Here is an 18,769-nt window from a genome sequence, read left to right as displayed (position 1 = left end):
CTGTGCGATACACGGACCCGGGCCGGTTCCCGCGCGAAACGAATTCCTCGCTCTTGCGAACCGTTCGCATTAAGCCACTATCATCGTCGGGTGCACGTACCCGACGGATTCATCAACGCCCCGACCTCCGCCGTGACCGGAGTCGTCGCCGCCGGCGCCATCGCCGTGAGCCTGCGCGGCGCGCGCCGCGAGCTCGACGACCGGACCGCGCCGCTGGCCGGCCTCGTCGCGGCGTTCATCTTCGCCGTGCAGATGCTGAACTTCCCCGTCGCGGCGGGGACCAGCGGCCATCTGCTGGGCGGCGCGCTCGCCGCGATCCTCGTGGGTCCCTTCACCGGGATCCTGTGCGTCTCCGTGGTCCTGCTCATGCAGGGCATCCTCTTCGCCGACGGCGGACTCACCGCCCTCGGCGTGAACATCACCGACATGGCGATCGTGACGACGGTCGTGTCGTACGCCGTCTTCCGCGGCCTGGTGAAGGTGCTGCCCCGCGGCCGCCGGTCCCTCACGGCCGCCTCCTTCGTCGCCGCCCTGCTGTCCGTGCCCGCCGCCGCCGTGGCCTTCACGCTCATCTACTGGATCGGCGGCACCACCGACGTGGCGATCGGCAAGGTGGCCGGCGCGATGATCGGCGTGCACGTCCTGATCGGCGTCGGCGAGGCCACGATCACCGCGCTCACGGTGGGCGCCGTCGTCGCCGTCCGGCCGGATCTGGTGCACGGTGCGCGCGACCTGCGACAGCGGCTCCAGCTGCGGGTGAACGGCGAACTCGTCGAGGCCCCGGCGCCGGACGGGGCGCGCACGGCGCCCGCGGCGGCCCGCGCCTCGCGGCGCACGCTGTGGGTGACCGGTCTGGTCACCTCCCTCGTCCTGGCCGGCTTCGTCAGCTTCTACGCCTCCGCGAACCCCGACGGCCTGGAGAAGGTCGCCACCGACCACGGCATCGACAGGAGGACCCAGAAGCACCCCTCCTCCGACTCCCCGCTCGCCGGCTACGGCGTCAAGGACGTCGCCGACGCCCGTCTCTCCGGCGGCCTGGCGGGCGTCATCGGCGTCGGCACCACCGTCGTCGCGGGCAGCGCGGTGTTCTGGACGGTGCGCCGGCGCCGCACGCGCGACGTGTCCCCGGCCTCGACGAGCGGGGTCTGACGCCATGGGAGCAGGACACGCGCACCGGCTCTACCGCCACGGGCACTCGCCCGTGCACGGCCTGCCGCCGCACACCAAGCTCGCCGCCGCGTTCGGGTTCGTGGTCGTCGTCGTGTCGACGCCGCGGGAGGCGCTGTGGGCGTTCGGCCTGTACGCCGTCCTGCTCGCCGCCGTCGCGCACCGGGCGCGCGTGCCGGCCGGCTTTCTGCTGAAACGGCTGCTGATCGAGGTGCCGTTCGTCGCGTTCGCCGTGCTCATGCCCTTCGTGGCCGAGGGCGAGCGGGTGGACGTCCTCGGACTCTCCCTCAGCGTCAACGGACTGTGGGGCGCCTGGAACGTCCTCGCGAAGGGCACCCTGGGCGTCGCCGCCTCCGTCCTGCTGGCGTCCACCACGGAGCTGCGCGAGCTGCTCCTCGGCCTGCAACGGCTGCGCCTGCCCCCGCTGCTGGTGCAGATCGCCTCCTTCATGATCCGCTACGGCGACGTCATCACGGACGAGATGCGGCGCATGCGGGTCGCCCGGGAGTCGCGCGGCTTCGAGGCGCGGGGCGTGCGGCACTGGGGGGTGCTCGCGAAGTCGGCGGGCGCGCTGTTCATCCGCTCCTACGAACGCGGGGAGCGCGTGCACCTGGCCATGGTCAGCCGGGGGTACGCCGGTTCGATGCCGGTGATCGACGAGGCGACCGCGACCCGGGCGCAGTGGTCGTACGCCCTGACCCTCCCGTTCGCCGCCCTCGTCGTCTGCGTGTTGGGATGGGCCCTGTGACTGACGTTTCCCTGGAGGTCTCCGGCCTCGCCTTCGCCTATCCCGACGGCCACCAGGCCCTGTTCGGCGTGGACTTCACCGTCGCGCGCGGCGAACGGGTCGCGCTGCTCGGGCCGAACGGCGCCGGCAAGACGACCCTGGTGCTGCACCTCAACGGCATCCTCAGCGGCGGCGCCGGCACGGTGACGGTGGCCGGGCTGCCGGTCGGCCGGCAGCACATGGCCGAGATCCGGCGCAGGGTCGGCATCGTCTTCCAGGACCCGGACGACCAGCTGTTCATGCCGACCGTGCGCGAGGACGTGGCGTTCGGACCGGCGGCGGCCGGGCTGAAGGGGGCCGCCCTGGAAGCGCGCGTCGACCACGCCCTCGAACAGGTGGGAATGGCCGGGTTCAAGCACCGTCCGCCGCACCACCTCTCCTTCGGCCAGCGGCGGCGCGTGGCGGTCGCGACGGTGCTCGCGATGGAGCCGGAGATCCTCGTCCTGGACGAGCCGTCCTCCAACCTCGACCCCGCCTCGCGCCGCGAACTGGCGGACATCCTGCGGTCGTTGGACGTCACGGTGCTCATGGTCACGCACGACCTGCCGTACGCCCTGGAGCTGTGCCCGCGCGCCCTGATCCTCAGCGAGGGCGTGATCGCGGCGGACGGCGGGACCGGCGATCTGCTCGCCGACGACGCCCTCATGCGCGCCCACCGTCTGGAGCTGCCCTTCGGGTTCGACCCGCGCTCCGCGACAATGGGCGCGTGACGAACGACGGACCCACCGCCGACGGCTCGCTGCTCCTCGACGAGCAGTTGTGCTTCGCCCTGTACGCCGCCCAGCGCGCGGTGACGGCCGCATACCGTCCGCTCCTGGACGAACTGGGCCTCACCTACCCCCAGTACCTGGTGCTGCTGGTGCTGTGGGAGCGCGGCGAGACGACCGTCAAGGAGCTGGCCGCGGCCCTGCGGCTGGACTACGGCACGGTGTCGCCGCTGCTGAAGCGGCTGGAGGCGGCGGGCCTGGTGCGCCGGGAGCGCTCGGCGCGGGACGAGCGCACGGTGCTGGTGGCGTGCACCGGGCGCGGCGAGGAACTGAAGGAGCGCGCGCGGCGCGTGCCCGGCGCCCTGCTCGCGTCCACCGGCCTGGAGGCGACGGAGGTCGCCCGGCTGCGCGAGGAGCTGTGGGGCCTCGCGCAGCGGGCGCAGACGGGGGCCGACCGCACCCGCTAGACCCGCGAGCCGTTTCGCCTCCCCCACCGGCGAGTTACCGGTGTTACCAGCGGTTACCACCCCCTGCCGGGAAGCCGCCCGCCTACCGGCCGGTACCTTGTGCACGATGTAATTGGGGAAGACGCTGGGGAGGGTCCGCCGTGACAGAAGGCGCCGCAGTCGGCACCACCGGGAGCGCCGACGCAGCCGGCACTGCCGACACCCGTCCGACGAAGATCATGTACGTCGCCGAGGCGACCGCGCACGGGGGCCGCGACGGGTACGTGACCAGTCAGGACGGCCAGATCGAGCTGAAGGTGGCGATGCCGCCGCAGCTCGGCGGCGACGGCAACGGCACCAACCCGGAGCAGCTCTTCGCGGCCGGATACAGCTCCTGTTTCCACAACGCGCTGATCCTCGTCGGCAACCGGGCGGGCTACGACCTCACCGGGTCGACGGTGGCGGCGAAGGTCGGGATCGGCCCGAACAGAAGCAAGGGCTACGGTCTCGCGGTCGCGCTCAGCGTCTCGCTGCCCGTCCTCGACCCGGGTCTCGCGGAGAAGCTGGTGGACGCGGCGCACCAGGTGTGCCCGTACTCGAACGCCACGCGCGGCAACATCGACGTAACGATCATTCTCGGCTAGCGGGACGAAGGAATCGCAGGCTCTCCCGCGGCGTTCCCCGAGGAGTCGAAGGCGATCTCCGAAAGGACGTGCGGGCGTGGACGTGAACGGTGCGGTGGCCGAGGGCTTCGAGCCGGTCCGGGAGGCGTTCGCCCGCAACTTCGACACGCTCGGCGAGCGGGGCGCGGCGGTCGCCGTCTACCGGGACGGGCGCAAGGTCGTCGACCTGTGGGGCGGCACGAAGGACGTCGATGGCACGGACCCCTGGGAGGGCGGCACCGCCCAGATCGTGCGGTCGGCGACCAAGGGCGTGGTCGCCGCCGGCCTCCTGCTGCTGCACCAGCGCGGCGAACTGGATCTGGACGCGCCGGTCGGGGCGTACTGGCCGGAGTACAAGGCGGCCGGCAAGGAGCGCACCCTCGTACGGCATCTGCTCGCGCACCGTGCGGGCGTGCCGGTGCTGGACCGGCCGCTGACCCCCGCCGAGGCCGCCGACCCCGATCTGGGCGCGGCGGCGGTCGCGGCGCAGACGCCCGTCTGGGAGCCGGGCACGGACCACGGCTATCACGCGCAGACGTACAGCTGGCTGACCGGCGAGCTGGTGCGCCGGATCACCGGGCGGCCCGTCGGGGAGTGGATCGCCGACGAGATCGCCGGGCCGGCCGGGGCCGACCTGTGGCTCGGACTTCCGGCGGCGCAGCGCGCGCGGGTGGGGCGGGTGGGGCAGGTGGAAGCGCCGGCGCGGGCAGGCGCGCTGAAGACCCGGCCCAAGCCCGCCGTCGCCGCCGCCTACGCCGACCCGCACTCCCTCACCCGCCGCGCCTTCGCCGCCATCACCCCGCTGCCCGACGAGAACGACCCCGCCTACCGGGCCGCGGCCCTGCCCGCCTCCAACGGCATCGCCACCGCCGACGGCCTGGCCCGCTTCTACGCCTCGCTGATCGGCGAGGTCGAGGGCGGGACACGGCTGCTGCGGCCGGAGACGGTGGCGCTCGCGCGCGGCGAGCAGTCGTCCGGCCCGGACCGGGTGCTCGTGGTGAACACCCGCTTCGGCCTCGGCCCCATGCTGCACGGCACGGCGTCCCCCCTGCTGTCCCCCGCCTCCTTCGGCCACCCGGGCCGCGGCGGCGCCCTCGGCCTGGCCGACCCCGAGTCGGGGATCGCCTTCGGCTACGTCACCAACGGCTTCCGGACGAGCGTGACGGCGGACCCGCGCGCCCAGGCCCTGCTCCGGGCCCTGCGGACGGCAACGACAACGACAACGGCGACGGCAACGGCAACGGCGACGGCAACGGCAACGGCAACGCACTGACGCACAGCCCCCGCCCCGACCGGCCGAAGCCCCCGCGCCCGCGCCCGCGCGCCCCCACACCCGCACGTCGACTACACGTTGATCGAGTGGGACGTCCGCCCCGAGGCGTCGTCGATCTCCAGATGCGCCTTGGTCAGCAGCTGCATGGCGATCTCGTTGAGCGCGCGGGCGCCCGCGATCTCCTCCCCGACCCGGGGCTGATTGGCGTCCACGTTGTGCCGGGAGGCATGCCCGTGCGCCCTGACCTCGGTCCCGTCCGGCAGACGCACCATCGCGACCGCCCGCGTATGCCGGTCGTCCTCCTCGAACTCCAGCTCGATATGCCAGCCGACCGTGGTGTGCATGACGGTCATGACGATCACCTCCGAAGCTCCTGCTTCCAGGGTGCTCCTCAGGACCGACCCCCGCACCCACGCGCCCTCCCCCACCCGACAGCCACGGCGCGGAGGGCTTCGGTGAACCGAGGGTGCGGGACGGGCGGGGCCATGCGGGCACGCTGGCGGTCGGCGCAGGGGCAGGCGAGCGGATCGGGGCGGGCTGCCGCCCGTGGTGGACGCGAGGGGACGGCGAAGCGCCCGGCCCCTGGGAAGGGGCCGGGCGCTTCGCCGTCAGGCCGGGAAGGCCGGGGTGCGGACGTCAGGCACGACGGTTGCCGTCACGGCCGTGGCCGTCGTGGCCGCGGTCGTCCCGCCCGTGGTCGTCACGGCCGCGGTCGTCCCGCCCGTGGTCGTCACGGCCGCGGTCGTCGCGCCCGTGGCCGTCGCGCCCGTGGCCGTCGTGGTCGCGGTCGCCACGCCAGTGGTCGTCCCGCCCGCGGCCGTCGTGGTCGCGGTCGCCACGCCAGTGGTCGTCACGGCCGTGGCCGTGGCGGTCGTGGCCCCAGGACTCGTCGTCCACGAAACGACCGTGGTCGTTGCGCAGGGTGGCGGTGTCGGAGTAGTTGTCCCACACCTCGCGGTGGCGGTCCTGGAACAGGTCGGTGCGGGTGTCACGGCCCTCACCGGTGTGGATGCGGACGGTGGTGCGGGGGGCCAGCCGGTAGTGGCGGAAGGTGTAGGTCTCGCCGCGCTCGTCCGAGAGGGTCCACCCGTCCAGGTTGACCTCGTGGCGGGTGGTGTTGGTCAGCTCGACCCACTCCCTGTTCAGCGAGCGGGCGGAGCGGTCGTTTCGGCCCGGTGCGTCGTACTGCACGGCGCTGATCTCCACCTTCGCCCGGTCCTGGTGCGGGTGGTCGGCGGCGGAGGCCGGCAGCGCCACCGTCCCGACGACGGCCGCGGCGATCGCGGCGGCGGCGAGACAGCGGGCGGAAACAGAGTTAACGGACACAAGGTCTCCTTGCGTGGTGCGAGTCACGGCCGGATCGGCCGCATGGCCAACACTCGACCACCGGACCCGGCCCCCGCGCCTGATTGGCACCTCACGTTACGAACCGTCCATATTCCGGTGACAGTAGGCTTCCATGTCCATATATGTACTGAAGGCTCCGAACCACTGGCGTTACTGCCCTGCGGGCCTCTTCCGCCGCTGAGCGTCACCCGAAAGTGAGTCACGAACGAGGTGCGGAAAAAAGAAGCCGGTGAGGGCGCCCCGTCCCCACGGAGCCCTCACCGGCGGTCTTTCTCAGGTTGCCTCGCGCGTCAGGCGTCCCTCGCGCATCAGGCGCCCTCGCGCATCAGACGCGCACGAGCTCCCGGTCGTCGTCCGGGTCGGCGTCCTTGGCGCTGACGGCGTCGTCCCGCGTCCTCAGGCCCTCGCCCTCGACGTCCACGTTGGGCAGCGCGCGATCCAGCCACTTCGGCAGCCACCAGGCCTTCTTGCCCAGCAGGGCCAGAACGGCCGGCACGATGGCCATGCGCACGATGAACGCGTCGAAGAAGACGGCGCTCGCGAGGCCGAAGCCGATCGTCTTGATGATCGCCTCACCGGCGGTGATGAAGCCGCCGAAGACGGCCATCATGATGATCGCGGCGGCGGCCACCACCTTGGCGCTGTAGCGGAAACCGGTCACCACGGCCTGGCTCGGGCTCTCGCCGTGGACGTACGCCTCGCGCATCCGGGTCACGAGGAAGACCTCGTAGTCCATCGCGAGGCCGAAGACCACGCCCACCATGAAGATCGGCGTCATCGACATGATCGGCCCGGTCTCCTCGACGCCGATCAGGCCGCCGAGCCAGCCCCACTGGAACACCGCGACGACGGCGCCGAGCGCGGCGAGCACGCTGAGCAGGAAGCCGAGGGCCGCCTTCAGCGGGACCAGGATCGAGCGGAAGACCACGATCAGCAGCAGGAAGGCCAGGCCGACGACCAGCCCCAGGTACGGGATGAGCGCGTCGTTGAGCTTCTGCGAGAAGTCGATGTTCATCGCGGTGGTGCCCGTGACGAGCACCTGCGCGCCCGTGTCGGACCGGACCTCGGCGCCCTGGTCGCGAAGGGCGTGGACCAGGTCCTCGGTCTGTGTCGAGGAGGGCTTGGAGTCCGGGATCACGGTGATCGTCGCGGTGTCGCCGGCCTTGTTGAAGGCGGCCGGGGTCACCGTGACGACGTCCTTGAGGTGCTTGATGCCGTCGGTCACCGAGGCGGCCGCCGCCTGCGGGTCGTCACTGTCGCGCGCGTCGACCACGATCAGCAGAGGCCCGTTGAAGCCGGGGCCGAAGCCCTCCGACAGCAGGTCGTAGGCCCGGCGCTGGGTGGTGGACGTCGGCTGCGAGCCGTCGTCGGGCAGGCCCAGCTCCAGCTGGGTGGCGGGGACGGCGATCGCGCCCAGCCCGAGCACGCCGAGCAGCAGCACGGCGGCCGGCCGGCGTATGACGAAGCTCGCCCAGCGCACGCCCGGACCGGGCTTGGCCTGCCCGGACGCCGCGGACACCGCGGACGCCCCGGCCTCGGACCCGCGCGGCCTGCGCTTCTCGCCCGTGGCCCGGACCTTCCGGCCGGCGAAGCCGAGCAGCGCGGGGACCATGGTCAGCGCGATGAGGACGGCGACCACGACCGTGCCGGCCGCAGCGAGGCCCATCTTGGTCAGCATCGGCACGTTGACGACCGCGAGGCCCGCCAGGGCGATCACGACCGTGAGGCCCGCGAAGACCACCGCCGAGCCGGCGGTGCCGGTGGCGCGTCCGACCGCCTCCTCGCGGTCGCGGCCCTCGGCCAGTTCGCTGCGGTAGCGGGAGACGATGAACAGGGCGTAGTCGATGCCGACCGCGAGCCCGATCATCAGGGCGAGGGTGGAGGTGGTGTCGCCCAGGTCGAGCGCCTTGGCGACGGTGGTGATGGTGGAGACGCCGATGCCGACGCCGATGATCGCCGTCAGCAGCGGCAGTCCGGCCGCGACGAGCGAGCCCAGGGTGACGACGAGGACGACCGCGGCGAGGGCGAGACCGACGACCTCGCCGGCCGCGCCCGGCTCGGCCCCGGCCTGCAGCGCGTCACCGCCGACGTCGACGGTGAGCCCGGCGGCCCGTGCGTCGTCCGCGGCCTTCTTCAGGGTGTCCCTGGTCGCGTCCTTCAGCTCCATGCCGCGCGCGTCGTAGCGGACCGAGGCGTAGGCGACCGTCCCGTCCTTGCTCACTGCGTGCGTCGTGAACGGGTCGGCGACGGAGACGACCTCGGAGCCGCCGCTCAGGGACTTGACGGCCCTGTCGACGATCGCCCGGTTGGCGGCGTCGGTCATCTTCTGGCCCTCGGGGGCCTTGAAGACCATGCGCCCGGTCGCGCCGTCGGCGCTGGCTCCCGGGAAACGCTGTTCCAGCAGGTCGAAGGCCTTCTGGGCCTCGACGCCGGGAATGGAGAAGGAGGTCGCGCCCGGTGCGGGCGCGGTCGCGGCGCCGACTCCGGCGAGGGTCAGCAGCGCGACCCACATCAGGGCGACGAAGGCGCGTCGCCTGAAGGCGAACCGGCCGAGTTTGTAGAGGAACGTGGCCACGGAGGCGTACTCCCGGTCAGGTCGTGTGTGTGCAGGGCAGGGTTGACCACCCCGGCGGGAGGGCAGGGGTGATCGGCCCGACGACGTGAGCGGTGACGTCAGGGTGGGCGGACCGCGGGGACGGTCAGGTGGTGGGCGCGCCGAGGGCGGGGAGGACCACGGCGTCGATGTACGACAGGAGGAACGCCTGTGTCGGCGGCTGCTCGTCGAGCATGGTGCGGGCGGCGAACGCGCCGATCATCATGTGCGGCACGAAGTGCATCGCCGGGTTGTCCGCGCGGACCTCGCCCCGGTCGACCGCGCGTTGCAGCACGCGGCGGAACTCCGCCATCTCCGGCTCGACGAGATGTTCCTTGAAGGCCTTCAGCAGGTCCGGGTTGCCGTGGACCGCCATGGCCAGCCCTCGCATCAGCGCGGAGTTCTGCTCCATTTCGCAGTCGTCCGAACGCAGGGTGAGGGCGTGCAGGTCGCTCCGGAGGGACCCGGTGTCGACGTCGTCGGCGGAGCCGCCCGGCTTGCCGTGGCGGACCGCCTTGGCGACCAGTTCGGCCTTGCCGCCCCACTGGCGGTAGAGCGTGGCCTTGCTGGACCGGGTGCGAGCGGCGACGGCGTCCATGGTGAGGGCGTCGTAGCCGACTTCGCGGAGCAGTTCGAGCACGGCTTCGTACAACTCCGCCTCGCGTTCGGGGGTGATGCGGCTGCGACGCGCCGTTGCGATCTCAGTCATCCCGCTCCCCTTCCCACTCCGAACAGACTCCGAACAACCGAACAGTCGCGGTTCCGTCTGCGTACACCCCGAATGTAGCGCACTTCACTGCGAAACGAAACCGTTTCGTACGTGTCCTGTCTCACGCGCGTCCGGTTCCGCACACATGTCACAAGTTGCTCGGGTCCATCCCCCGGAAAAGCATGGGGAGGTGAGCTATCTGCGCCTGCCCCATCTCCATGGTGACCTGTTGTGCTTCGTGGCCGAGGACGACCTCTGGCTGGCCCCGCTGGCCGGCCCGGGCCGCGCCTGGCGACTCACCGTCGACCGCACGAAAGCAGGACACCCCCGCTTCTCCCCCGACGGCCGCCTGATCGCGTACACGAGCTGGCGCAGCGTCGTCCCGGAGATCCATCTCGCACCGGTGGAGGGCGGACCGGGACGGCGGCTGACCTACTGGGGCAGCTCCGACACCCGGGTCTGCGGCTGGACGCCCCCGGACGCCGACGGCCACGCCGACCTCCTCGCCGTGGCCTCCCACGGCGAACCCTTCTCCTACTTCACCTGGGCCTACAAGGTCTCCCCCGACGGCTCACCCGGCCGCAAACTCCCCTGGGGCCCGGTCTCCGACCTCCAGGTCGCCGACCTCGACGGCGAACGCCGGACCCTCCTGCTCACCGGCACCCCACCGCACGAGCCGGCCGCCTGGAAGCGCTACCGCGGCGGCGCCACCGGCCGGCTGTGGCTGCACGGGCGACGGCTCCTGGAAGGCATCGAGGGCCATCTCGCCAGCCCGCTCTTCGTCGGCGGCCGGATCGCGTTCCTCTCCGACCACGAGGGCGTCGGCAACCTCTACTCCTGCGCCCACGACGGCTCCGACCTGCGCCGGCACACCGACCACGACGCCTTCTACGCCCGGCACGCCTCCAGCGACGGCACCCGGGTGGTGTACCAGTGCGGCGGGGACCTGTGGATCGTCGACGATCTCGCCGCCGGCTCCGAACCGCGCCGGATCGACGTGCGCATCGGCGGGCCCCGCACGGGACGCCGGCCCTACCAGATCCCGGCCGCCCAGCACGTGGACGGCATCTCCGTCGACGAGACCGGCCGGGCCAGCGCCGTCGTCGTGCGCGGCAGCCTGTACTGGCTGACCCACCGCGACGGACCCGCCCGGACGATCACCGACACCCCCGGGGTACGGGTGCGGCTGCCGGAGATGCTCGGCCAGGGCGGGCAGGTCGCCTATGTGACGGACGCGGACGGCGAGGACGCCGTCGAGGTCGCCCACCTGCCCCGCGCCACGGGCCGGCGCGAGCCCAGGCGGCTGGCCTCCGGCCGCCTCGGCCGGGTGCTGGAGACGGCGGCCGACCCGCAGGGCGAACGGCTCGCCGTCGCCTCGCACGACGGCCGGCTGCTGCTCGTCGACCTCACCGAGGACGCGGGGGGCACAGAGGACGCGGGGGACGCGGGGGGCGCGGGCGGCGCGGGCGGCGACGAGGTCACCGAGCTGATCGCGTCGGCCAACGGGCCCGTCCGCGACCTGGCCTTCTCCCCGGACGGCGGCTGGCTGACCTGGTCGCACCCCGGGATCGGACGCTCCCTGCGTCAGATCAAGATGGCCCGGATGAAGGACCGGTCGGTCATCGACGTGACCGACGGCCGCTTCGAGGACGAGAACCCGGTGTTCACCCGCGACGGCCGCTACCTCGCCTTCCTCTCCTGGCGCGGCTTCGACCCGGTCTACGACGTGCACACCGGCGATCTGTCCTTCCCGCTGGGCTGCCGCCCCTATCTCGTGCCCCTGTCCTCCGCGACGCCCTCGCCCTTCGCGCTGACCCCGGAGGGCCGGCCGGCCGCCGGCGGCCTGGACCCCGTGGAGGACGACGGCAACGGCGCCGACGGGACCGTCACCGTGGAGACCGAGGGGCTGGCCAGCCGGGTCACGCCGTTCCCCGTCACCGCCTCCAAGTACTCGGCCCTGTGCCCGGTGGCGGGCGGCGGACTGGTGTGGCTGCGCTGGCCGATCTCGGGCGCCCTCGGCGAGACGTTCGCCAACCCGGACGACACCAGCGGACGGCCGACGCTGGAGCACTTCAACATCAGCAAGGCGAAGAAGTCCGAACTCGTCGGCGACCTCGACTGGTTCGCGCTGAGCGGGGACGGCACCCGGCTGGTCGTGGTCGACGAGGGCGACCTGCGGGCGGTGCCGTCCACCGAATCCGGCGACCCGGACTCCACGGTCTGGATCGACCTGCGGCGCATCCTGCACGAGGTGGACCCGGGCGCCGAGTGGCGGCAGTCGTACGACGAGGCGGGCCGGCTGATCCGCGCCTACTTCTGGGACCCCGGCATGTGCGGGATCGACTGGGACGCGATCCTCGACCAGTACCGGCCGCTCGTCGAACGGGTCGCCTCACCGGACGAGTTCGCCGACCTGCTGCGCGAGGTGCTCGGCGAGCTGGGCACCTCCCACGCGTACGTCACCGCCGCCCGCCGCAACGAGGGACCGCCCCACTACCAGCGCCTGCAGGGCCTCCTCGGCGCCAACCTCGTCCGCAGAGAAGGCGGCTGGACGATCCGGCGGATCCTGCCCGGCGACTCCTCCGACTCCAAGGCGCGTTCCCCGCTCGCCGGCACCGGGATCCGGGAGGGCGCGGTCCTCACCCACGTGGACGGCCGGGAGGTCGACGCGCTGACCGGCCCCTACCCCTTGCTGGCCGGCGCGGGCGGCACCACGGTGGAGCTCACCGTCGCCCCCGCGGAGGGCGAGACCGGCCGGCCGCGCCGGGTGGCCGTCGTCCCGCTCGTCGACGAACGCCCCCTGCGCTACCAGGACTGGGTGGCCAAACGGCGTGCGGTGGTACGGGAGTTGAGCGACGGCCGGTGCGGCTACCTGCACATCCCGGACATGGGCGGCTCCGGTTGGGCCCAGTTCAACCGCGACCTGCGCGGCGAGGTGGCCCGGCCCGCGCTGATCGTGGACGTGCGCGGCAACGCCGGCGGCCACATCAGCGAACTGGTGGTGGAGAAGCTGACCCGGAAGATCCTCGGCTGGGACCTCACCCGCAACGCCCAGCCGGTGTCGTACGCCTCGAACGCCCCGCGCGGACCGGTGGTGGCGCTGGCGGACGAGGCGACCTCCTCGGACGGCGACATGATCACGGCCGCCTTCAAACTGCTCGGGCTGGGCCCGGTGGTCGGCCAGCGCACCTGGGGCGGCGTCGTCGGCATGACCGGCCGGCACCAGCTCGGCGACGGCACCGTCATCACCGTCCCGATGAACGCGGCCTGGTTCGACGCGTACGGCTGGTCGGTGGAGAACAAGGGCGTCACCCCCGACCTGGAGATCCTGCGCACCCCCCTCGACTGGGCCGAGGGCCGCCACGCCCAACTCGACGACGCCGTACGACTGGCCCTCGACCTGCTCGCCACGAACCCCCCGGCGACCCCGCCCGACTACGCCGACGTCCCCGACCGGTCCCGCCCGAAACTGCCCCCGCGCACGACCTGAGACGCACGACCAGGGACGCACGGCCCGAGACGCGCGCGACCTGAGTCACCGGACGCGACGAAGGGCGCCCCGGGCCCGGGGCGCCCCCTGCTCATCGTTCACCGACCGCCGAAGCGGGGTGTCAGAAGCTCTCTTCGTCGAAGCCGACGCGCTCGCGCTCGCGGTCCCGCTCCTGCGGGTTGCGGCGCTCCGACGCCTCGTGCTCGGGACGCATGCGCTCCGACGTCCCGTGCTCGGGGCGCATGCGCTCCGACGTCTCACGCTCCGGGCGCATGCGCTCAGCGTCCTCGCCCGGACGCTGCTTGCCGCGCTGCTGGACCTGCTCCTTGGCCTGCTGGGCCTTCTGCTTGCCCTGCTGCTGCCACTTCTCGGACTGGTCCTGGAACTTGTCCTTCATACCCATGTGGGTTCACTCCTGTGGGAGATGAGGGGGTTGGAGCCCCGTGGTGGGGCCTCGACCAGATTCACACGGGCGGTCACGGCACGCATGTCGATCAACTACGCTGCGTAGCCCTGGCCTGTTCGTCGGCAGTGCCGCCCGCTCCCACCAGCCCCGTCCGCATCCCCTGCAACCGGGGCGCGAACCGCTTCATCTCGCGCCGGCCGACCGTCCCGATGATCCCGGGCAGATACCCGCGCACCGCCTGCATCCCCCGCAGCCACCCCTGCCCGTACACGTGCGGGGAACGCCGCTCGATGCCGGCCACGATCCGGTCGACCGCCGGTCCCAGCGGATACGTCTTGTTCGACGGCCACGGCAGCCGCTGCCTCAACTCCCGCATCACCTCGTCCTGATCGGCCCCGCGCACCATGTCGGTGTCCGTCCACGACAGATACCCGACGCCCACCCGGACGCCCTGATGGCCGACCTCCGCGCGCAGACTGTGCGCGAACGCCTCCACGCCCGACTTGGACGCGCAGTACGCGGTCATCATCGGCGCCGGGGTGACAGCGGCGAGCGAGGCGATCTGCAGCAGATAGCCTCGGCTCTCCCGCAGCAGCGGCAGGAACGCGCGGGCCGTGACGGCCGATCCGATCAGGTTGACCTCGATGACCCGGCGCCAGGAGTCCGGGTCGGAGTCGGCGAACGGACCGCCGTTGGCCACACCGGCGTTGGCCACCACGACGTCCACCTTGCCGAAGCGCTCCTTCACCTCCGCCGCGACCCGGCTCATCGCCTCGTGGTCGGTGACGTCGGCGTACCAGTGGCCGCTGTCGCCGTGCAGCCGCTCGGACACCTGCTTCAGCGCGTCCGGCTCCAGGCCGACCAGCGCGACCTTCGCTCCGCGCGCGGAGAGCTTGCGGGCGAGCAGCTCCCCGACGCCCCGCGCCGCCCCGGTGACCACGACGACCTGTCCCTCGAGCTCGACCCTGCTCATGCGCCCTCCTTCAACTGCGTGTACGTGGTGACGAGTTCCCGGATCCGTCCGGTGACCAGGTCGGGCGCCTCGACCGGCGTCATATGGCCGACGCCGGGCAGTTCGGTGACGCCCAGGGAGTGCGGCAGCGCCGCCGCGATCCGGTGCGCGTGCACCGGCGGCGTCATCCGGTCGGCGGCGCCCACCAGCACCGCCGTCGGCACGCTCAACCGCCCCACGCCCTGGTCGAGATCGAGCAGGTGCAGCACGTCGGACCAGGCGTGCCGCACCCGGCGCGGGCAGGCGTGCACGATCCGGGCGCACGCCTCCACCATGTGCGGGGCCGCGCCGGCGCCCATCGTGGCGTACTTCAGGATCCGCATCGCGACCGGCGTGACCGGCCCGAGAGGCGCCCTGGACCCGAGGACGTGCCGGGTCAGCCAGGTCCGCAGCCGTCCCGGCCGCAGCGGGACGACGGTGGACTCGGCGACCAGCCGTGAGGCGCCGGTGCTGCACAGCAGGACGGCGGCCGCGTGCTCCCTGAAGGCGGCCCGGCCGGCCGCCGCCAGCACCGTCATCCCGCCCATGGAGTGACCGGCGATCACCGCCTGCTCCCCGGGTGCGAGCGTCGCCCGCAGGACGGCTTCCAGATCGTCGGCGAGCGCGTCCGTGCTGCACGCCGGGCTCGCCGGGGTGCGACCGTGCCCGCGCTGGTCGTACGCGATCACCCGGTGGTCGACGGCGAGCTCGCGGATCTGGGCGGCCCAGAACGCCGTCGAGCAGGTCCAGCCGTGGGCGAGGACGACGGCGGGCGCGGCCTCGGCCCCCGAGGCCGGACCGTGGATCTCCACGTGCAGACGCGCGCCGTCGGCGGAGACGGCGGTCAGCTCACGCACGGAGGCGACGCCACCGAAGGAGGTCACGCCGTCACCTCCTTCTCCTCGCCGGCCTGCGACCCGGCGGCCTGCTCCTCGGCTACCTGCTCCTCGGCGGCGTCGCGACGGGCGGGCGCGCGCACCACCTCGTACTCCGCGAGGTCCACCCGGCGCGTCGCCCGCCGGAACTCGGCGGTGGTCCCCGGCCAGACGGTGGTGTTGCGGCCGCTCGCGTCCAGGTACCAGCTCGTACAGCCGCCGGTGCTCCACACCGTGCGCCGCATCCGGTCCTGCACCCGGCGGTTCCAGGCGTGCACGGCGCTCGGACGGGCGTCCAGGGCCGCTCGGCCTCCGAGGACGCCGAGCTGGCGCAGATAGTCGGCCATGTAGTTCAGTTGCGACTCGATCATCAGGATCATGGAGGAGTTCCCGAGACCGGTGTTCGGGCCGATGATCGTCATCCAGTTGGGGAACCCGGCCGCGGACGCGCCCCGCAGGGCCTCCATGCCGCCCTTCCAGCTCTCCGCGAGCGTCCGCCCGTCCGCGCCCACCACCCGGTCGGCGATCGGCATGTCGGTGACATGGAACCCGGTGCCGAACACGATCACGTCGGCCTCCGCCTCGCTGCCGTCGGCGGCGACCAGCGTGGACCCGCGCACCTCGCTCAGGCCGCTCGCGACGACGTCCACGTTGGGTCGCGTGAGGGCCGGATAGTAGGTGCTGGACAGCAGGATCCGCTTGCAGCCGATGCGGTAGTCGGGGGTGAGCTTGGCGCGCAGGGCCGGGTCCTTGACGGCGCGGGCCATGTTGCGCCTGGCGAGCTGCTCGACGAAGCCGAGTTCGTTCGGGTGCTTGGTGAACGCCTGCACCTGAAGCTCGCGGATCCCCCACAGCAGGCCGCGCCGCAGCCGGGCGGTGACGGGCAGGGCCCGGTGCAGGGCGCGCTCCGCGCCGCTGACGGCCCGGTCGACGCGGGGCATCACCCACGGCGGGGTGCGCTGGAAGAGGGTCAGCCGGGAGACCTCCGGCTGGATGGCCGGCACGATCTGGACGGCCGAGGCGCCGGTGCCGACCACGGCGACCCGCCGGCCGGCGAGGTCGTGACCGTGGTCCCAGCGGGCCGAGTGGAAGACCTTGCCGGGGAAGGAGTCCAGGCCGGGGATCGCCGGGATCTTCGGGTCGGACAGCGGCCCGGTGGCCGACACGACGACGTCCGCGACGTAGCGTCCGGCGCTGGTCTCGACGTCCCAGCGCAGCTCCTGCGCGTCCCAGGTCATCCGCAGCACCTCGGAGTCGAGCCGCAGGTGCGGCCGCAGCCCGAACACGTCCGTGACGTGCTCCAGGTAGGCGCGGATGTGCTCCTGGCCGGAGAAGGTGCGCGGCCAGTCCGGGTTGGGCGCGAAGGAGAAGGAGTAGAGATGGGACGGCACGTCACAGGCGCACCCCGGGTAGCTGTTGTCCCGCCAGGCCCCGCCCACGCTGCTCGCGCGTTCCAGGATCACGAAGTCCGTGATCCCCTCCCGGCGCAGCCGCACGGCGGCCCCCAGTCCGCCGAAGCCGGACCCGATCACCGCCACCCGTACGTGTTCGGTCATCCCGACACCTCCCAGCCGTGCGACTTTCGCGACCCTCGCGACTCTGCCAGTGAACACTGGCGCAATCGGAGGGTAGAGCAGGTCCGTACCGATGGGTAGGGGCCGGGAGAAGGAAAGTTACCGGCGGTACAACATAAGCTTCGCCCGTGACGGAGAAGCGCGAGTACCGGACGGAGGAGCTGGCGGCCGAGGCCGGGATCACCGTGCGCACCCTGCGCTTCTACCGCGAGCGCAAACTGCTCGCGCCGCCCCGGCGCGAGGGCCGCATCGCCTGGTACGACGACCACCACCTGGCCCGGCTGCGGACGATCTCCGCCCTCCTCGAACGCGGCCACACCCTCACCGGCATCGCCGAACTGGCCGACGCGCTGGACCAGGGCAGCGACGTGGCCGCGCTGATCGGCGTCGGCGGCCCCACCGAGGAGGAGCCCGTCCGCCTCACCCCCGAGGAACTCGCCGCCCGCTTCGAGGGCCAGGTCACCCCCGAGAACCTCGCCGCCGCCCTCGACCTCGGCTACCTGGGCACCGACGGCGACGAGATCGTCCACATCAGCCGACGCCTCCTGGACGTGTCCTCCGCCCTCGTCGCCGAGGGGATCCCGCTCGCCGAGGTCCTGGCGGCGGGCGTACGCGTCCGCGAACACGCCGACGCCCTCGCCGAACTCTTCACCGACCTGATCCTGCGCCACACCACCGAGAAGGACCTGCCCCGCCTGCGCCCCCTCGCCCGAAGCGTGGTGGAGGCAGAACTCTCCCTGGCACTGGACCGACGGCTGCGCGAAGAGCCCTGACCCAGGGCCGGAGGCCGTGAAGGCCCCGAAGTCCCCAGGAGTCCCCACGGCCTGGAGGCCTGGATCCCTGGAGGCCTGGAGGCCTACTGGAGGTCGTAGACGACGGTCACCGGGGCGTGGTCGGACCAGCGCTCGGCGTGCGTGGCCGCCCGCTCCACGAGCCCCTTCACGGCCCTGCCCGCGAGACCGGGCGTCGAGACGTGATAGTCGATCCTCCAACCGGAGTCGTTGTCGAAGGCCCGCCCCCGGTACGACCACCACGTGTAAGGGCCCTCCAGGTCCGGGTGCAGCTCCCGTACGACGTCCACGTAGCCGCCGTCCGCCGGGGCGAGGACCCTGCTCAGCCACTCCCGCTCCTCGGGCAGGAAGCCCGAGCTCTTCTGGTTGGCGCGCCAGTTCTTCAGGTCGGCCTGCCGGTGGGCGATGTTCCAGTCGCCGCAGACCAGGACCTCGCGGCCGTCGGCGGCGGCGCGTTCGCGCAGCTCCTTGAGGTGGGCGAGGAACTGGTCCATGAAGCGGACCTTCTCGTCCTGCCGTTCGGTGCCGACCTCGCCGGAGGGCAGGTAGAGGGAGGCGACCGTCACACCGGGCAGGTCGGCCTCGACGTAGCGGCCGCTGCCGTCGAACTCGGCGGAGCCGAAGCCGGTCCGGACGGCGTCCGGCTCACGGCGGGTGTAGAGGGAGACGCCGGCGCGGCCCTTGGCGGCGGCCGGGGCGTGGGTGACGTGCCAGCCCTCGGGGGCCCGGACCGTCTCCGGCAGCTGCTCCGGCTCGGCCCGCACCTCCTGCAGGCACAGCACATCGGCGGAGGTGTCCGCGAGCCACTCCACGAAGCCCTTCTTCGCGGCGGCACGCAGTCCATTGACGTTCACGGAGGTCACGGTCAGCACCCCGGCACGATACCGGCCCGAGCGCGCCGGCCCGGACGCCGGTCGCGGGGATGCCCTAAGGGGACTCCGGTCGGGGACG

The 18,769-nt window shown here is 72.7% G+C and carries 17 protein-coding genes; 8 read left to right on the top strand and 9 right to left on the bottom strand.

The window, feature by feature from the left end:
- Positions 1-90 precede the first annotated feature (90 nt).
- The 6 genes from Sri02f_RS34400 (at position 91) to Sri02f_RS34375 (ending at position 5,042) form a co-directional block, all read left to right on the top strand.
- Positions 91-1,149 carry an energy-coupling factor ABC transporter permease gene (locus Sri02f_RS34400; RefSeq protein WP_109005255.1) on the top strand — a complete coding sequence of 353 codons (1,059 nt, stop codon included), beginning with the start codon at positions 91-93 and terminating at the stop codon, positions 1,147-1,149.
- Between the two features lie 4 nt (positions 1,150-1,153).
- The gene (gene cbiQ, locus Sri02f_RS34395; RefSeq protein ID WP_109005254.1) at positions 1,154-1,915 is read left to right on the top strand and encodes a cobalt ECF transporter T component CbiQ; all 762 of its coding nucleotides are present in this window, start codon (positions 1,154-1,156) and stop codon (positions 1,913-1,915) included.
- Positions 1,903-2,664 carry an energy-coupling factor ABC transporter ATP-binding protein gene (locus Sri02f_RS34390; protein WP_174855766.1) on the top strand — a complete coding sequence of 254 codons (762 nt, stop codon included), beginning with the start codon at positions 1,903-1,905 and terminating at the stop codon, positions 2,662-2,664. Before cbiQ ends, Sri02f_RS34390 begins: the two co-directional genes overlap by 13 nt.
- The gene (locus Sri02f_RS34385) at positions 2,661-3,128 is read left to right on the top strand and encodes a MarR family winged helix-turn-helix transcriptional regulator (protein WP_109005252.1); all 468 of its coding nucleotides are present in this window, start codon (positions 2,661-2,663) and stop codon (positions 3,126-3,128) included. The genes Sri02f_RS34390 and Sri02f_RS34385 overlap by 4 nt, the downstream gene beginning before the upstream one ends.
- Positions 3,129-3,346: 218 nt before the next feature.
- Entirely contained in the window at positions 3,347-3,751 is a 405-nt protein-coding gene (locus Sri02f_RS34380) for an organic hydroperoxide resistance protein (protein ID WP_109005312.1), read from the top strand.
- A gap of 76 nt (positions 3,752-3,827) precedes the next feature.
- Complete coding sequence (locus Sri02f_RS34375; protein ID WP_109005251.1) at positions 3,828-5,042, top strand: serine hydrolase domain-containing protein; 1,215 nt, start codon at positions 3,828-3,830, stop codon at positions 5,040-5,042.
- A 71-nt stretch (positions 5,043-5,113) separates the two neighbouring features.
- On the opposite strand, the gene Sri02f_RS34370 is transcribed toward Sri02f_RS34375, so the two are convergent.
- From Sri02f_RS34370 to Sri02f_RS34355, 4 genes are all read right to left on the bottom strand, one after another.
- The gene (locus tag Sri02f_RS34370) at positions 5,114-5,395 is read right to left on the bottom strand and encodes a DUF1876 domain-containing protein (protein WP_109005311.1); all 282 of its coding nucleotides are present in this window, start codon (positions 5,393-5,395) and stop codon (positions 5,114-5,116) included.
- Positions 5,396-5,678: 283 nt separating this feature from the next.
- Entirely contained in the window at positions 5,679-6,368 is a 690-nt protein-coding gene (locus Sri02f_RS43200; RefSeq protein ID WP_167467679.1) for a lamin tail domain-containing protein, read from the bottom strand.
- Between the two features lie 346 nt (positions 6,369-6,714).
- On the bottom strand, positions 6,715-8,964 hold the full coding sequence (locus Sri02f_RS34360; protein ID WP_109005250.1) for an MMPL family transporter: 2,250 nt from the start codon (positions 8,962-8,964) through the stop codon (positions 6,715-6,717).
- Between the two features lie 124 nt (positions 8,965-9,088).
- Positions 9,089-9,691 carry a TetR/AcrR family transcriptional regulator gene (locus tag Sri02f_RS34355; protein ID WP_109005249.1) on the bottom strand — a complete coding sequence of 201 codons (603 nt, stop codon included), beginning with the start codon at positions 9,689-9,691 and terminating at the stop codon, positions 9,089-9,091.
- 190 nt (positions 9,692-9,881) lie between these two features.
- Between Sri02f_RS34355 and Sri02f_RS34350 the strand changes: the two genes are divergently transcribed.
- Positions 9,882-13,181 (top strand): S41 family peptidase, encoded by a 3,300-nt coding sequence (locus Sri02f_RS34350; protein WP_109005248.1) that lies wholly within the window; start codon positions 9,882-9,884, stop codon positions 13,179-13,181.
- 121 nt (positions 13,182-13,302) lie between these two features.
- On the opposite strand, the gene Sri02f_RS34345 is transcribed toward Sri02f_RS34350, so the two are convergent.
- The 4 genes from Sri02f_RS34345 to Sri02f_RS34330 form a co-directional block, all read right to left on the bottom strand.
- The gene (locus Sri02f_RS34345; RefSeq protein WP_109005247.1) at positions 13,303-13,584 is read right to left on the bottom strand and encodes a hypothetical protein; all 282 of its coding nucleotides are present in this window, start codon (positions 13,582-13,584) and stop codon (positions 13,303-13,305) included.
- A 91-nt stretch (positions 13,585-13,675) separates the two neighbouring features.
- The gene (locus Sri02f_RS34340; RefSeq protein WP_109005246.1) at positions 13,676-14,560 is read right to left on the bottom strand and encodes an SDR family oxidoreductase; all 885 of its coding nucleotides are present in this window, start codon (positions 14,558-14,560) and stop codon (positions 13,676-13,678) included.
- Complete coding sequence (locus Sri02f_RS34335; protein ID WP_109005245.1) at positions 14,557-15,462, bottom strand: alpha/beta fold hydrolase; 906 nt, start codon at positions 15,460-15,462, stop codon at positions 14,557-14,559. The genes Sri02f_RS34340 and Sri02f_RS34335 overlap by 4 nt, the downstream gene beginning before the upstream one ends.
- Positions 15,459-17,009, bottom strand: coding sequence for a flavin-containing monooxygenase (locus Sri02f_RS34330; RefSeq protein WP_245970930.1), 1,551 nt, complete (start codon positions 17,007-17,009; stop codon positions 15,459-15,461). The genes Sri02f_RS34335 and Sri02f_RS34330 overlap by 4 nt, the downstream gene beginning before the upstream one ends.
- A 146-nt stretch (positions 17,010-17,155) precedes the next feature.
- On the opposite strand from Sri02f_RS34330, the gene Sri02f_RS34325 reads away from it, so the two are divergent.
- Positions 17,156-17,800, top strand: a complete 645-nt coding sequence (locus Sri02f_RS34325; protein ID WP_109005244.1) for a MerR family transcriptional regulator — start codon at positions 17,156-17,158, stop codon at positions 17,798-17,800.
- Between the two features lie 83 nt (positions 17,801-17,883).
- On the opposite strand, the gene Sri02f_RS34320 is transcribed toward Sri02f_RS34325, so the two are convergent.
- On the bottom strand, positions 17,884-18,690 hold the full coding sequence (locus Sri02f_RS34320) for an exodeoxyribonuclease III (RefSeq protein ID WP_109005243.1): 807 nt from the start codon (positions 18,688-18,690) through the stop codon (positions 17,884-17,886).
- Between the last annotated feature and the right edge of the window lie 79 nt (positions 18,691-18,769).

The sequence above is a fragment of the Streptomyces rishiriensis genome, assembly GCF_003112535.1.
Taxonomy (GTDB): Bacteria; Actinomycetota; Actinomycetes; order Streptomycetales; family Streptomycetaceae; genus Streptomyces; species Streptomyces rishiriensis.
The sequence above is the reverse complement of the archived record's forward strand: the minus strand, read 5'-3'. Positions and strand labels throughout refer to the sequence as shown.